This is a genomic window from Paraburkholderia phymatum, assembly GCF_038900715.1.
Lineage (GTDB): Bacteria > Pseudomonadota > Gammaproteobacteria > Burkholderiales > Burkholderiaceae > Paraburkholderia > Paraburkholderia phymatum_A.
The window spans coordinates 135,272-149,893 of record NZ_JAYMRZ010000008.1; the positions used below are offsets into that span (position 1 = coordinate 135,272).

The 14,622-nt window shown below is 63.7% G+C and carries 12 protein-coding genes; 2 read left to right on the top strand and 10 right to left on the bottom strand.

The window, feature by feature from the left end; translation table 11 throughout:
• Positions 1-75: 75 nt before the first annotated feature.
• From VSR68_RS16875 to rpsB, 10 genes are all read right to left on the bottom strand, one after another.
• Positions 76-630: an OmpH family outer membrane protein gene (locus tag VSR68_RS16875; RefSeq protein ID WP_193727623.1), complete on the bottom strand. Its 555-nt coding sequence runs from the start codon at positions 628-630 to the stop codon at positions 76-78.
• A 41-nt stretch (positions 631-671) separates the two neighbouring features.
• Positions 672-2,984, bottom strand: coding sequence for an outer membrane protein assembly factor BamA (gene bamA / locus VSR68_RS16880; protein WP_152757424.1), 2,313 nt, complete (start codon positions 2,982-2,984; stop codon positions 672-674).
• Positions 2,985-3,049: 65 nt separating this feature from the next.
• Complete coding sequence (gene rseP / locus VSR68_RS16885; RefSeq protein ID WP_342940942.1) at positions 3,050-4,441, bottom strand: RIP metalloprotease RseP; 1,392 nt, start codon at positions 4,439-4,441, stop codon at positions 3,050-3,052.
• A gap of 7 nt (positions 4,442-4,448) precedes the next feature.
• Complete coding sequence (locus VSR68_RS16890; protein WP_342940943.1) at positions 4,449-5,654, bottom strand: 1-deoxy-D-xylulose-5-phosphate reductoisomerase; 1,206 nt, start codon at positions 5,652-5,654, stop codon at positions 4,449-4,451.
• 22 nt (positions 5,655-5,676) lie between these two features.
• A complete protein-coding gene (locus VSR68_RS16895) occupies positions 5,677-6,498 on the bottom strand; it encodes a phosphatidate cytidylyltransferase (RefSeq protein WP_342940944.1) in 822 nt (273 codons plus the stop codon).
• Complete coding sequence (gene uppS / locus VSR68_RS16900; RefSeq protein WP_342940945.1) at positions 6,492-7,274, bottom strand: polyprenyl diphosphate synthase; 783 nt, start codon at positions 7,272-7,274, stop codon at positions 6,492-6,494. Before uppS ends, VSR68_RS16895 begins: the two co-directional genes overlap by 7 nt.
• Before the next feature lie 73 nt (positions 7,275-7,347).
• Positions 7,348-7,908, bottom strand: a complete 561-nt coding sequence (gene frr, locus VSR68_RS16905) for a ribosome recycling factor (RefSeq protein WP_090864793.1) — start codon at positions 7,906-7,908, stop codon at positions 7,348-7,350.
• A 96-nt stretch (positions 7,909-8,004) separates the two neighbouring features.
• Positions 8,005-8,718: a UMP kinase gene (gene pyrH / locus VSR68_RS16910; RefSeq protein WP_090864794.1), complete on the bottom strand. Its 714-nt coding sequence runs from the start codon at positions 8,716-8,718 to the stop codon at positions 8,005-8,007.
• Positions 8,719-8,962: 244 nt separating this feature from the next.
• Positions 8,963-9,844 (bottom strand): translation elongation factor Ts, encoded by an 882-nt coding sequence (gene tsf / locus VSR68_RS16915; RefSeq protein WP_342940946.1) that lies wholly within the window; start codon positions 9,842-9,844, stop codon positions 8,963-8,965.
• A 191-nt stretch (positions 9,845-10,035) separates the two neighbouring features.
• On the bottom strand, positions 10,036-10,788 hold the full coding sequence (gene rpsB, locus VSR68_RS16920; RefSeq protein WP_342940947.1) for a 30S ribosomal protein S2: 753 nt from the start codon (positions 10,786-10,788) through the stop codon (positions 10,036-10,038).
• Positions 10,789-11,211: 423 nt separating this feature from the next.
• Between rpsB and map the strand changes: the two genes are divergently transcribed.
• Positions 11,212-12,024 (top strand): type I methionyl aminopeptidase, encoded by an 813-nt coding sequence (gene map, locus VSR68_RS16925; protein WP_342940948.1) that lies wholly within the window; start codon positions 11,212-11,214, stop codon positions 12,022-12,024.
• An 18-nt stretch (positions 12,025-12,042) separates the two neighbouring features.
• Positions 12,043-14,622 (top strand): [protein-PII] uridylyltransferase, encoded by a 2,580-nt coding sequence (locus VSR68_RS16930; protein WP_342940949.1) that lies wholly within the window; start codon positions 12,043-12,045, stop codon positions 14,620-14,622.

The window sequence follows — 14,622 nt, forward strand, 5'->3', positions numbered from 1 at the left end:
CGCGCGCCGGGTGTGTTTCGCGGGACGGTCTTGCGCCGTGTTTGCGCGAGGATTGCGCTCTTGCCCCTGTGCCTGTCAGTTGCCGCTGCTGCTGCCGTTACCCGACGATGCGAGCGCTTTCAGCACCTGGTCGGTGATGTCGATGCGCGGGCTCACGTAGACCGCTTCCTGCACGATCAGGTCGTAGTGCTGCTGCTCGGCGATCTGCTTGATCACCTTGTTCGCGCGGTCGAGCACAGCCGCCAGCTCTTCGTTGCGGCGCTGGTTCAGGTCTTCGCGGAACTCGCGCTGCTTGCGCTGGAAGTCCGTGTCGAGCTGCGACAGGTCGCGCTGCTTCTGCGCGCGATCGGCGGGCGCCATCGACGCGCCGTTCCTGTCGAGCGAGTCCGACATCGACTTGAGACGCTGCGCCATGTCCTGCAGGTCCTTGTCGCGCTTCGCGAACTCCGCTTCCAGCTTGGTCTGCGCCGCTTTCGCCGCCGCCGATTCACGCAGGATGCGATCCGAATTCACCGCGGCGATCCGCGCTTCCTGCGCCTGCGCGGCATTCGCCGCGCCCACGCCGAGCGTCATGACCAGGGCCATTGCGCACGCCACACGTTTCGAAAACATACCAGTTAGCAAAGTCATCCTCTCGATGCTGTAAGGGGTTCCGGTTCTCGAGCGCGCGATCAGAACGCCGTCCCGATCTGGAACTGGAACTTCTGATACTGGTCGCCCGCGTGCTTCTGCAACGGGAAGCCCAACGACAGCTTGAGCGGCCCGATCGGCGAAATCCACGCGAGACCGACACCGTAACCGTAGCGCAAGCCGTTCGAGCCGACCGTCGTATCGCCGCCCTGACGCGAATCGCCCCACACGTTACCGGCGTCGAGGAACGTGAACACCCGCAGCGTACGGTCATAACCGGTGCCCGGCAGCGGGAACGTGAGTTCGACGTTGGTGACGAACATCTTGTTGCCGCCGATCGGGTCGTTCGTGACCTTGTCGCGCGGACCCAGCGAGCTCGGCTCATAGCCGCGGACCGAGCCAATACCGCCCGCGTAGTAGTTCTTGAAGATCGGATACGCGTTGCCGATGCCGTTGCCGTATCCGCCCTGGATGTTGAAGCCCAGCACGAAGCCGCGAGCAAACGAATAATAGTACTGCGCCTGCAAGTCGGCCTTGTAATACTCGGTGCCGCCGATCGGCGTGCCGTATTCGGCATTCGCCTGCGTGAAGTAGCCGCGGCTCGGCACCAGCGCGCTGTCACGCGCGTCGCGCGACCAGCCGACCGTCAGCGGCACGTTGTTCGACACGCGGCCGAAGTCCTGCACGTAGTTCTTGTAGGCCTGCGGCGTATTGGCGTCGACGTCCAGCGTGTTCTGCTCGAAGCCCGCGCCGAAGTACACCGTGTCCACTTCCGAGAACGGAATGCCGAACTTCAGGTCGCCGCCCATCGTGACGATGCGGAAGCTCGAATCCGTCGAGTAGTACAGCGGCTCGTACGTGCGGTAGTAGACGTCGGTAATGCGCTTGATGCCGTCGACCGTGAAGTACGGGTCGACCTGCGTGACCGTCAGCGTGCGGTACGTCTTCGCAGTGTTCACGTTCACGGACAGGCTCGTGCCCGAACCGAACACGTTGTCCTGCGACACGCCCGCCGACAGCACCACCTTGTCCGTCGACGAGAAGCCCGCGCCCAGCGTGATCGCGCCCGTCGGCTTTTCGGCGACCTTCACGTCGACGTCCACCTGGTCCGGCGTGCCTTCGACGGGCACGGTCGTCACGTCGACATCCGTGAAGTAGCCGAGACGGTTGATGCGGTCCTTCGACAGCGCGAGGCGGTTCGAATCGAACCACGAGCTTTCGAGCTGGCGCATTTCGCGGCGCACCACTTCGTCGCGCGTGCGCGTGTTGCCGTTCACGTTGATGCGGCGCACGTACACACGGCGGCTCGGATCGACCTGCAACGTCAGGTCGACCTTGTGATGCTCCTGATCGATTTGCGGCAGCGCGTTCACGGTCGCGAACGCATAGCCGTATTCGCCGAGCTTGTCGACGATCGCCTTCGTCGTGGCCTGCAGCTTCTCCGCCGAGAAACGGTCGCCCGGCTTGATCTTGATCAGCTTGTTGAGTTCGGCTTCGCGGTCGAGCAGATTGCCCGCGAGCTTGATGCTGTTGATCGTGTACGGCTCGCCTTCATGCAGCGTCACCGTCAGATACATGTCCTTCTTGTCAGGCGTGATCGACACCTGGGTCGACTCGATGTTGAACTCGAGGTAGCCGCGGTTCAGGTAATACGAGCGGACGTTCTCGAGGTCGCCGGTGAGCTTTTCCTTCGAATACAGGTCGTTCTTCGTGTACCACGAGAACCAGTTCGGCGTGGACAGCTGCATTTCGTCGCGCAGCGTGCCCGTGCTGAATGCCTTGTTGCCGATGAAGTTGATCTGGCGGATCTTCGCGCTAGGACCTTCGATCACCGCGAACAGGACCGCAACACGGTTGCGATCGATCGGCGTGATCGTAGTCGTGACTTCCGCGGCGTAGAAGCCGCGCGTCAGATACTGGCGCTTCAGTTCCTGCTCGGCCTTGTCGACGAGCGCCTTGTCGTAGTAACGGCCTTGCGACAGACCGACCGCGCGCAGCGCCTTGATCAGGTTGTCCTTCTCGAATTCATGCAGGCCGGAGAAATCAATCGTGCCGATCGCGGGGCGCTCCAGCACCTGCACCACCACGACGTCGCCTTCGGTGGCGATCTTCACGTCGTTGAAGAAGCCCGTTGCGTACAGCGCGCGGATGGCTTCGGAAGCCTTTTCGTCGTTAAACGTATCGCCTTGCTTGATGGGAAGATAGGAGAACACCGTGCCGGGTTCTACCCGTTGCAGCCCTTCGATCCGAATGTCTTTCACCACGAAGGGTGTCGTCGCGTGAGCTACCAGCCCATGCGCGGCGAATGCCGCGGCTACAACCGTCTTTGGAACAAAGCGATGAGGTTTAAACAACGTGCTTCCCCAGTGTGTATAGCTGCATCAGGTCAGGCGGGCGCCATCGTACGCCGCCAGACACTTTAAAAATGGATTAAACGAGCAAGATCGTTGAACAGCGCAATCGCCGACAAGGCGACGATACAAGCCAGTCCCGCTCTTTGAAGAACGAGCTGCCAGCGATCCGATACGGCTTTGCCGGTAACAGCTTCAACCAGATAATATAACAGATGCCCCCCGTCCAATACCGGTATTGGTAAAAGGTTGAGGACGCCGAGGCTTATGCTGACAAGCGCGAGGAACGACAGGAATGCTGACGGACCGAGTCGCGCGCTCTTGCCCGCGTAGTCCGCGATGGTCACGGGACCGGACAGATTTTTGAGCGAAGCCTCGCCGACGATCATCCGGCCGAACATCCGCACCGAGTACACAGCAAGGTCCCATGTGCGGCGCGCGCCAAGGCGCACGCTCTCGACGGGACCGTAGCGCACGTCGATCGAAGGCACTTGCGTCGCGAGCTCGGCGCCGATGCGGCCCACCTGCTGGCCCGTCATCTCGTCGCGCTGAACGCCCGGCACGATGGTCAGATTCTGCAACACCCCCGGCTGCTGGTTCTTCGCGCCACGCTCGACTTGCAGCACGACGGGCTTGCCCGCGTGTGACTTGATGTAGTTGATGAAGGTCGTCGCGTTATCGGCGGGACGCCCGTCGACGGCGCGGATCCGATCGCCTGCGAGCAGGCCCGCGCGCAACGCGGCGCTGCCCGCCTGCACGCCCGCCACCGACAGCGTGCCGCCGCCCGGCTCGAAGCCGAGCCGCGACATGAAGTCGTCGTCGACTTCCTTGTCGGTGAGGCCTTGCAAGTCCAGCGGGAAGTCGAACGTGCCGTGCCCACCGTCCTTCGCGCTCAATATGACGCGCTTGTGATCGAACGCGGCGCCCAGGAGCTTCCAGCGCAAGTCCGACCACGAGCGAACGCGCTCGGAGTCGCCGCCGTCCGCGTCGCGCACGCCGACCACGGTTTCGCCGCCCTCGAAGCCCGCGCGCGCCGCGACGGTATCGGCAGCGGGCGCTGCGACGATTGCGGCAGGCTCGGTGACACCCGTCGCGAACACCGCCGCGAACAGCACGATGGCCAGGATGAAGTTCGCGATGGGGCCCGCCGCGACGATCGCGATACGCTTGCCGACCGACTGGCGATTGAACGCGCGTGGCAGATCGGCAGGAGGAATCGGCGCGCCTTCTTCGCGCTCGTCGAGCATCTTCACGTAGCCGCCGAGCGGCAGCGACGCGATGGTCCACTCGGTGCCCGTCTTCGCGCTGACCCAGCGCGCAAGCGGCTTGCCGAAGCCGATCGAAAAACGCAGCACCTTGACGCCGCACAGGCGCGCGATGCTGTAGTGGCCAAACTCATGGACGACCACCAGTACGCCGATCGCGACTGCGAAGGCGACCAGCTCGATCAGCACGTTCATAAACGCCTCACTGGACGGCGCGTTCCGTGAGGCGAGCGCCCGCCGGCAGACCGTCGATCAAAGCGTGGGCGGCCCGGCGCGCAGCGGCGTCCGCGTCGACCACGTCCGCGAGGCTCGACGCCTCGCGATTGTGCAATGTGTTCAGCACGGCTTCGACGACCTGGGCAATCGCCATGAAGCCGATGCGGCGCGACAGGAACGCCTCGACGGCAATCTCGTTCGCCGCATTCAGGGCGGCACTGGCGACGCCGCCTTCGGCCAGCGCCTGCATCGCGAGCGCGAGGCACGGGAAGCGCGCGTAATCGGGCTTCTCGAACGACAGCGATGCGATCTGCGCGAGATCGAGCTGCGCGACGCCCGAATCGACGCGATCCGGGAAAGCCAGCGCGTGCGCGATCGGCGTGCGCATGTCCGGGTTGCCTAGTTGCGCGAGCACCGATCCGTCCGCGTACGACACGAGCGAGTGAATCACGCTCTGTGGGTGAATCAGCACGTCGATGCGCTCGCCGGGCAGGCCGAACAGCCAGTGCGCCTCGATTACTTCGAGGCCCTTGTTCATCATCGTTGCGGAGTCCACGGAAATCTTGCGGCCCATCACCCAGTTCGGGTGCTTGCACGCTTCTTCCGGCGTGACGCCGACGAGCGTCGACGGTTCGCGCGTGCGGAACGGGCCGCCCGACGCCGTCAGGATGATTTTCGATACGCCGCCATGCAGCGCCGATTCGCGCGGCAGGCACTGGAAGATCGCGTTGTGCTCGCTGTCGACGGGCAGCAGGATCGCGCCGTTGTCGCGCACCGCGTCCATGAAGATCGCGCCCGACATCACGAGCGCCTCCTTGTTCGCGAGCAGAATGCGCTTGCCGGCGCGCGCGGCCGCGAGGCTCGGCTCAAGACCCGCCGCGCCGACGATCGCCGCGACGACGGTGTCGCAGCCGTCGCTCTTCGATACGTCGACGAGCGCCTGCGGACCGTATGTGACTTCCGTGCCGCAACCCGCGGCGCGCAGCTTCGCGGCGACGCTCGCGGCCGTATCGGCATCGCCGACGACGGCCACTTCGGGTTTGAAGCGCAGGCATTGTTCGACGAGCTTGTCGCCGTTGCGATGCGCGGTCAGCGCATACACCGAGAAACGCTCGGGATGACGCGCGACGACGTCGAGCGTGCTGTCTCCGATCGAGCCCGTGGAACCGAGCAAAGTGAGTCGTTTTTGCATATCTCTTTCTCTAGCCGATGGGCTACGACAATACGAGCATCGCGAGCGGCAACACCGGCAACAAGGCGTCGATGCGGTCGAGCACGCCGCCATGTCCCGGCAGCAGGTTGCTCGAATCCTTCACGCCGGCCTGGCGCTTGAGCATCGACTCGAACAGGTCGCCTACGACGCTGAACACGACGAGCAGCGTGAGCGTGGCAAACGCGCGCGCGGCGCCGAGATGCTGGAGCAGCGCCGAAAACAGGGTTGGCGCGAACGCGTGGGTGACGACGGCAACGATCGCGACGATCATCACCGCGAGCCACCCGCCGACGGCCCCCTCCCAGGTCTTGCCGGGGCTGATCGACGGCGCAAGTTTGTGCTTTCCGATGGCCTTACCCGTAAAGTATGCGCCGATATCGGCCAACCAGACCACGAGGAGCAGGGAAAGCACGAACGACACGCCCTCGATTCGCGCCGCGACGAGCGCATGCCAGCACGCCGCGAACACGACGACGCCCGCCAGCAGCAGAAACGGCCGCCAGGCGCCCTGAGCGAGAGCCGGCTTGCGCAAGAGCACGAACGGGCCCGCGAACACCCAGAAGATCGACGAAGCTTCGAAGAGCGGCCGCGGCGCCGCGAAGCCCGTGCCGAGCTTCGTGCTGGCCACCAGCGCCAGCGCAGCAACGATCGCGTAGACCACGGGACCGGCGCCCGGAAGCTTCAGCAGCCGCGCCCACTCCCAAGCGGCGAACACGACGACGAACGCGATCAGCGCGCCGAAGCCGCCGATCGGCGCCCATAGCGTGACGGGAATAAGAATGGCCAGCAGGACGATCGCCGTGATGACACGGGTTTTTAGCATGGAAGCGAATCGGCGTTTTGCGATTGCGGCTCGAGCTGGGCGCTCGTGCGGCCGAAGCGGCGCTCGCGCTCGGTGTACGACGCGATCGCGCGGCCGAGCGCGTCGGCGTCGAAATCCGGCCAGTAGGTATCGGTGAAATAGAACTCGGTGTACGCGAGCTGCCACAGCAGGAAGTTGCTGATGCGCTGCTCGCCGCCCGTGCGGATGAAAAGATCCGGCTCGGGCGCGTAAGCCATTGCAAGGTGTTGGGCGAACGCGTCTTCGTTGACCTCGACGGGGCGGCCCGCCGCCACCGACTCCTCGACCAGCTTGCGCGTGGCCTGCATGATGTCCCAGCGGCCGCCATAGTTCGCGGCGATGGTCAGCGTCAGGCGCGTGTTCTTCGCCGTCTTGGTTTCGGCGCGGGTGATCAGGTCCTGTATCTTCTTGTCGAACATCGACAGATCGCCGACCACGCGCAGGCGGATGCCGTTCGCGTGCAGCTTGCCGATCTCGCGCTCGAGCGCGGTGACGAACAGGCGCATCAGGAACGACACCTCGTCGATCGGACGGCGCCAGTTTTCGGAACTGAATGCGAACAGCGTCAGATACTGGACGCCACGCCGGGCACAGGCGTCGACGGCCGAGCGCACGGCGTCGAGGCCGCGCGTATGGCCCGCCACGCGCGGCAGGCGGCGTTGAGTCGCCCAACGGCCATTGCCGTCCATGATGATCGCGATGTGACGCGGTACGGCTGAGACGTCAGGGACGCGAACGGTTGAGCTTGTATAGGTCATGGCCGTCGGGTAAAGCAGCAAATAAAGAAGAGATGATCAGTGAAAGTTCTCGTGTCTGGTGTGCGCCAGACCATCAAACCGTCATGATCTCGCCTTCCTTGGTTTGCACGAGCTTGTCGATTTCCGCGACGAACTTGTCCGTCAGCTTCTGAACATCGTCGCCGGCGCGGCGCTCGTCGTCTTCGGAGATTTCCTTGTCCTTCACGAGCTTCTTCAGTTGCTCGTTCGCGTCGCGGCGCAGGTTGCGCACGGCCACCTTCGCCGTCTCGCCTTCGCTCTTGACGACCTTCGTGAGTTCCTTGCGGCGCTCTTCCGTCAGCGGGGGCATCGGCACGCGGATCAGATCGCCGTGCGTGGCCGGGTTCAGGCCCAGATCCGATTCGCGGATCGCCTTCTCGATCACGGAGACCATCTTCTTTTCCCACGGCTGCACGCCGATCGTGCGGGCATCGACGAGCGTCAGGTTCGCGACCTGCGAGATCGGCACGGGCGAGCCGTAGTAGTCGACCTGGATGTGATCGAGCAGGCCCGTGTGCGCACGGCCCGTGCGGATTTTCGACAGATCGTTCTTGAACGCGTCGAGCGAGCGCTGCATTTTCTGCTCAGCGCCTTTCTTGATGTCAGCCACAGACATGATTAAACCTCCGAACCTTCAAAACGATGCGGGCCCGCCAGCGCGCGCGAGGCGGCGCCCAAGCCCGCGTTCAAGCCCACAGACGTGAAAGAGAGTTTACACGTGGACGAGGGTGCCTTCGTCCTCGCCCTGCACGATGCGCTTGAGCGCGCCCGGCTTCACGATCGAAAACACGCGGATCGGCAGCTTCTGGTCACGGCACAGCGCGAACGCGGTGGCGTCCATCACCTGCAGGTTGCGGCCAATTGCCTCGTCGAAACTGATCGTCGAATAACGCGTCGCGGACGGGTCCTTCTTCGGGTCGGCCGAATAGACGCCGTCGACCTTGGTCGCCTTCAGCACCACTTCAGCACCGACCTCCGAGCCGCGCAGCGCAGCCGCCGTGTCGGTCGTGAAGAACGGGTTGCCCGTGCCGGCCGCGAAGATCACGACCTTGCCCTCTTCCAGCTGACGGATGGCGCGGGGACGGATGTACGGCTCGACGACCTGATCCATGCGCAGCGCCGACTGCACGCGCGCTTCGATTCCGGCGTGGCGCATCGCGTCCTGCAACGCCAGCGCGTTCATCATCGTGGCCAGCATGCCCATGTAGTCGGCCGTCGCACGGTCCATACCCGCTGCACCGCCCGCCACACCGCGAAAGATGTTGCCGCCACCGATCACCACCGCCAGTTGCGTACCGAGCCGCACCACCTCGGCCACGTCCGCCACCATTCTTTCGATCGTCGCGCGATTGATGCCGAATGCATCATCGCCCATCAGGGCTTCGCCAGAGAGTTTGAGGAGGACGCGTTTATAGGCAGTGGGCATAGAGATATCCAGATTCCGCTGAGCAGGGCCAAAAAGCCGCCAAACAACAAGGAACTAACTGTAGGGGTGAAATACGAATTCGGGCAAGCGCCACCAAATTGATGCGCCTCAACAACCGACCGAGGCGAGTCGATATCCGGCCACCGTGCGCCTTTCGCACGTGCAACCCCGGCGGCGCTGCCGGCCGCGGCGAGGTCCAGCCCCGCCGCGGGTCAAACGGTACCGCGTAAAACTTAAACGAAGCTTATTGCTGCTTCGCAGCAGCAACTTGCGCAGCGACTTCAGCCGCGAAGTCGTCCTGACGCTTTTCGATGCCCTCGCCCACGACGAACAGCGCGAACTTCTGAACGCTCGAGCTTGCCGCCTTCAGCATCTGTTCGATCGTCTGCTTGTCGTTCTTCACGAACGGCTGGTTCAGCAGCGACACTTCCTTCAGGTACTTCTGCACCGAGCCGTCGACCATCTTCGCGACGATCTCAGCCGGCTTGCCCGATTCGGCTGCCTTCTGCTCGGCGATGCTGCGCTCCTTGGCGATCAGGTCGGCGGGAACGTCGTCTGCCGACAGCGAGACGGGCTTCATCGCCGCGATGTGCATCGCGACATCCTTGCCGACCTGCTCGTCAGCGCCCGTGTACTCGACCAGCACGCCGATGCGGGTGCCGTGCAGGTATGCGGCCAGCTTGTTCGACGTTTCGAAGCGCGCGAAACGGCGGATCGACAGGTTTTCGCCGATCTTGCCGACCAGCGCCGAACGCACTGCGTCGACCGTCGAGCCTTCCAGCGGCAGCGCCGACAGCGCGGCGACGTCAGACGGGTTCTGCTTGACGACGAGCTCGGCAACCTTCTTCGAGAAACCGATGAAGTCGTCGTTCTTCGAAACGAAGTCGGTTTCGCAGTTCAGTTCGACGATCGCGCCGACGCCGCCTTCGATGAACGAAGCGATCACGCCCTCAGCCGTGACGCGCGACGCCGCCTTCGACGCCTTGTTGCCGAGCTTAACGCGCAGCAGCTCTTCCGCGCGCGCCATATCGCCGTCAGCTTCCGTCAGCGCCTTCTTGCATTCCATCATCGGCGCGTCGGTCTTCGCGCGCAGTTCTGCCACCATGCTTGCGGTAATTGCCGCCATCATTCGCTCCTTGAGTCTGTCTGTCACACGCCGCCCGCATTCGATGCCGGCGGCAGAATTTCGTTTCCGCGCAGCGCACATTTATTTCCGGCGCTGCCGCGTGCGAGTTGCCGCACGCTCACTCCAGATCGTCGCGGCTTAAAAAAAGGGGGCCTATCGAGAGCCCCCTTTTTTGCCGGACACAGGGTGCTTTACGCTTCCCCGTTGACCTCGACGAACTCGTCGCCGTCGCCGCCACGAGCAGCCTGCACGACTTCGTTGACCGCGTTTGCACGGCCTTCGAGGATCGCGTCAGCCACGCCTTGCGCGTACAGCGTGACCGCCTTGCTCGCGTCGTCGTTGCCCGGGATCACGTAATCCACGCCTTCCGGCGAGTGGTTCGTATCGACCACGGCGATGACGGGCACGCCCAGCTTGTTCGCTTCCGTCACGGCAATCTTGTGATAGCCGACGTCGACCACGAAGATCGCATCCGGAATGCCACCCATGTCCTTCACGCCGCCGATCGACTTTTGCAGCTTGGCGATTTCGCGTTCGAACAGCAGCGCTTCCTTCTTGCTCATCTTCTCGAGCTCGCCTGCCTCGACTGCCGCTTCCATGTCCTTCAGGCGCTTGATCGAAACCTTCAGCGTCTTGAAGTTGGTCAGCATGCCGCCGAGCCAGCGTGCGTTGACAAAGGGCATGCCAGCGCGCTGAGCCGCTTCGGCGATCGTGTCGCGCGACTGACGCTTCGTGCCGACGAACAGGATCGTGCCGCGATTCGCTGCCAGTTGACGCACGTACTTCAGCGCGTCGTTGTACATCGGCAGCGTCTTTTCGAGGTTGATGATGTGAATCTTGTTGCGATGGCCAAAAATGAAGGGGGCCATCTTCGGGTTCCAGAAGCGCGTCTGGTGACCGAAGTGGACACCGGCTTCCAGCATTTGACGCATGGTAACTGCCATGAATATCTCCGCTAGGGTTGGGTCTTAAGCCGGCTGCCGTATCCGCCGCGCCGCCTTCCGCGCTGTTCGGGAAGACCTGACGCCGCGAACACCCTGGGTGCGCCGGCTTGCGAATCTCGCGAATTGCGCCATATCGGTGTTGCACTTCATGGCCAGCTCGCGAGGAAAGTCCGCCGCCGTGATGAATATTCTGAATATTCGAACTGGCGATTGACTTAGCCGAAGAGTATAGCACGCGAGCATTGCAGGACTCAACCTACGCGGTAGCACGCGGGGCCGCCGCGGGTTGCACCCGCCGCTCGCAGCATGCCACGGACAGGCGTTGCGGCCCGCGCCGCACGTGGGTATCCGCCCAGCAAAAGCCAGCGATCGCGGAAATAAGGTGCGATAATTACGCGATACATCGCTTTTCAGGCCCGACTCATGGCTATTACGCTCAAGAACGAAGACGATATTGCCCAGATGCGCGTCGCTGGACGCCTCGGGAGCGAAGTCCTCGACTACATCACGCCGTTCGTGAAGCCCGGCGTCACGACGGGCGAGCTCGACCGGCTCTGCCACGAATACATGACGAACGTGCAGGGCACGATTCCGGCGCCGCTGAACTATCAGCCGCCCGGCTATCCGCCGTTTCCGAAGGCCGTCTGCACGTCCGTGAACGACGTGATCTGCCACGGCATTCCCGGCGACAAGACGTTGAAGAACGGCGACGCGCTCAATATCGATGTCACCGTGATCAAGAACGGCTACTACGGCGACACGAGCCGCATGTTCATCGTCGGCGAAGGCTCGATCATGGCGAAGCGCCTCATCCAGACCACCTACGAATGCATGTGGCTCGGCATCGAGCAGGTGCGCCCGGGCGCCCATCTCGGCGACATCGGCTACGCGATCCAGAAGCACGCGGAGGGCCAGGGCTACAGCGTGGTGCGCGAATATTGCGGCCACGGCATCGGCCAGGTTTTCCACGACGAACCGCAAGTCCTGCACTACGGCCGTCCCGGCACGGGCATCGAATTGCAGCCCGGCATGATCTTCACGATCGAGCCGATGATCAACGCCGGCCGCCGCGAAATCCGCACGATGCCCGACCAGTGGACCGTCAAGACGAAGGACCGCAGCCTGTCCGCGCAGTGGGAGCACACGATTCTCGTCACGCCGACGGGCTACGAAGTGCTGACCGTCTCGGCCGGCACGCCCGCGCGCCCGCAAATCGTGGCCGCCGCCACCGCCTGATTTCGCCTTCCTTCGCCTATGAGCAGCGTTTCCGCCGTCGCCCTTTCCGATGCCACGTCGCTCAAGGCGGACTACAAGGTGGCCAAGACCCCGCTGATCGATCGCTTCAGGACGGCATCCAATGTCGACACGCTGATGCGCTCGCTCGCGCGCATCACCGACGATGCGCTGCGCGGCGCGTGGGCCGCATGCGATCTGCCCGCATCGCTGGCGCTGCTGGCCGTCGGCGGCTACGGGCGCGGCGAACTGGCCCCGCATTCCGACATCGACATTCTCGTCCTGTTGCCCGACGAGCCCGTCCCGCACCTGGAAGCCAGCATCGAGCGCTTTATCGGTCTTGCGTGGGATCTCGGGCTGGAACTCGGCAGCAGCGTGCGCACGGTGTCGCAGTGCCTCGAAGAAGCCGCGAGCGACGTGACCGTGCGGACGTCGCTGCTCGAGGCGCGGCGCATCGTCGGTAGCACGACGCTGTTCGAGGGTTTTTCGCTGCGCTATCGCGACGCGCTCGATCCGCGCGCGTTCTTCCAGGCGAAAGTGCTGGAAATGCGCCAGCGGCATGCGAAATTCCAGGACACACCCTATGCGCTCGAACCCAACATCAAGGAAAGCCCGGGCGGCTTGCGAGATCTTCAGCTGATTCTGTGGGTCACTCAAGCGGCCGGATTCGGCAGCAGCTGGCGCGAACTGGACCAGCGCGGCCTCATCACCGATCGCGAAGCGCGCGAGCTGCGCCGCAACGAAGGTTTTTTGAAGACGTTGCGCGCGCGCCTGCACGTGCTCGCGGGACGCCGCCAGGACATCCTCGTCTTCGACCTGCAGACCGCAGTCGCCGAGAGCTTCGGCTTCAAGGCCACGTCCACGCGCCGCGCCAGCGAACAGCTGATGCGCCGTTACTACTGGGCCGCCAAAGCCGTTACGCAGCTCTCGACCATTCTGATTCAGAACATCGAAGCTCAGCTCTTTCCGAACACGAGCGGCATCACGCGCGTTTTGTCCGATCGTTTCGTCGAAAAGCAGGGCATGCTGGAGATCGCCAGCGACGACGTATTCGAACGTGAGCCGAATGCGATCCTCGAAGCGTTCCTGTTGTACGAAAAAACGCCGGGCGTCAAAGGCCTGTCGGCGCGCACGCTGCGCGCGTTGTACAACGCGCGCGAGACGATGGACCATCGCTGGCGCCGCGATCCGGAAAATCGCCGGCTTTTCCTGGAAATTCTGAAGCAGCCGCAAGGCATCACGCACGCGCTGCGTCTGATGAACCAGACGAGCGTGCTAGGGCGTTATCTGTTGAACTTCCGCCGTATCGTCGGACAGATGCAGCACGATCTGTATCACGTCTATACCGTCGATCAGCACATCCTGATGGTGCTGAGAAACATGCGGCGTTTCGCTGTCGCCGAGCATGCGCATGAATATCCGTTCTGCAGCCAGCTGATCGCGAATTTCGAGCGTCCGTATCTGCTGTACGTGGCAGCGCTTTTTCACGACATCGCCAAGGGCCGCGGCGGCGATCACTCGACGCTCGGCATGGCCGACGCGCGGCGCTTCTGCCGCGAGCACGGCATTCTCGCCGACGACGCGGCGCTCGTCGTATGGCTGGTCCAGCATCATCTGACGATGAGCCAGGTCGCGCAGAAGCAGGACACGAGCGACCCGGAGGTGATCAAGCGTTTCGCCGATATGGTCGGCACCGAGCGGCACCTGACGGCGCTGTATCTGCTGACGGTCGCCGATATTCGCGGCACCAGCCCGAAAGTCTGGAACACGTGGAAAGGCAAGCTGCTCGAAGACCTGTACCGCGCGACGCTCGCCGTGCTCGGCGGCGCCCGTCCCGATGCGCATTCGGAACTGAAACTGCGTCAGGAGGAAGCGCTCGCGCTGCTGCGCCTCGAGACTGTGCCTGAGAACGCGCACCGCGCGCTGTGGGACAAGCTCGACGTCGGCTACTTCCTGCGGCACGACGCCGCCGATATCGCCTGGCAGACACGCGTGCTGTACCGGCACGTCGAGACCGCGACGCCGATCGTGCGCGCGCGTCCGTCGCCCATCGGCGAAGCGCTGCAGGTGCTGGTCTACGTGAAGGACCGCCCCGACCTGTTCGCGGGCATCTGCGCGTATTTCGACCGCAACGCGCTGTCCGTGCTGGATGCGCGCGTCAGCACCACGAAGCACGGCTATGCGCTCGACAACTTCCTCGTCGCGCATACGGAGCGTGACGTCCACTATCGCGACATCGCCAACCTCGTCGAGCAGGAACTGGCGGAGCGCCTCGCGGCGGAAGGCACGCTGCTGCCGGAGCCGTCGAAGGGCCGTCTGTCGCGCCTGTCGCGCACGTTTCCCGTCACGCCGCGCGTCGACCTGCGGGCCGACGAGCGCGGCCAGTACTACATCCTGTCCGTGTCGGCAAACGACCGGCCGGGCCTTCTTTATTCGATCGCGCGCGTGCTGGCCGAGCACCGGGTCGGCGTCCATGCGGCGCGGATCAATACGCTCGGCGAACGCGTCGAGGACGTGTTCCTACTCGATGGACATGGCCTCTCGGACAACCGACGACAAATCCAGGTCGAAACCGAGCTGCTGCGCGCGATCGCAGTGTGA

What these genes read in the sequence shown, in the direction of transcription:
- VSR68_RS16875 (WP_193727623.1), bottom strand. Translation starts at nt 630, where the DNA reads ATGACTTTGCTAACTGGTATGTTTTCGAAACGTGTGGCGTGCGCAATG.
- rseP (WP_342940942.1), bottom strand. Translation starts at nt 4,441, where the DNA reads ATGAACGTGCTGATCGAGCTGGTCGCCTTCGCAGTCGCGATCGGCGTA.
- VSR68_RS16890 (WP_342940943.1), bottom strand. Translation starts at nt 5,654, where the DNA reads ATGCAAAAACGACTCACTTTGCTCGGTTCCACGGGCTCGATCGGAGAC.
- VSR68_RS16895 (WP_342940944.1), bottom strand. Translation starts at nt 6,498, where the DNA reads ATGCTAAAAACCCGTGTCATCACGGCGATCGTCCTGCTGGCCATTCTT.
- uppS (WP_342940945.1), bottom strand. Translation starts at nt 7,274, where the DNA reads ATGACCTATACAAGCTCAACCGTTCGCGTCCCTGACGTCTCAGCCGTA.
- frr (WP_090864793.1), bottom strand. Translation starts at nt 7,908, where the DNA reads ATGTCTGTGGCTGACATCAAGAAAGGCGCTGAGCAGAAAATGCAGCGC.
- pyrH (WP_090864794.1), bottom strand. Translation starts at nt 8,718, where the DNA reads ATGCCCACTGCCTATAAACGCGTCCTCCTCAAACTCTCTGGCGAAGCC.
- tsf (WP_342940946.1), bottom strand. Translation starts at nt 9,844, where the DNA reads ATGGCGGCAATTACCGCAAGCATGGTGGCAGAACTGCGCGCGAAGACC.
- rpsB (WP_342940947.1), bottom strand. Translation starts at nt 10,788, where the DNA reads ATGGCAGTTACCATGCGTCAAATGCTGGAAGCCGGTGTCCACTTCGGT.
- map (WP_342940948.1), top strand. Translation starts at nt 11,212, where the DNA reads ATGGCTATTACGCTCAAGAACGAAGACGATATTGCCCAGATGCGCGTC.
- VSR68_RS16930 (WP_342940949.1), top strand. Translation starts at nt 12,043, where the DNA reads ATGAGCAGCGTTTCCGCCGTCGCCCTTTCCGATGCCACGTCGCTCAAG.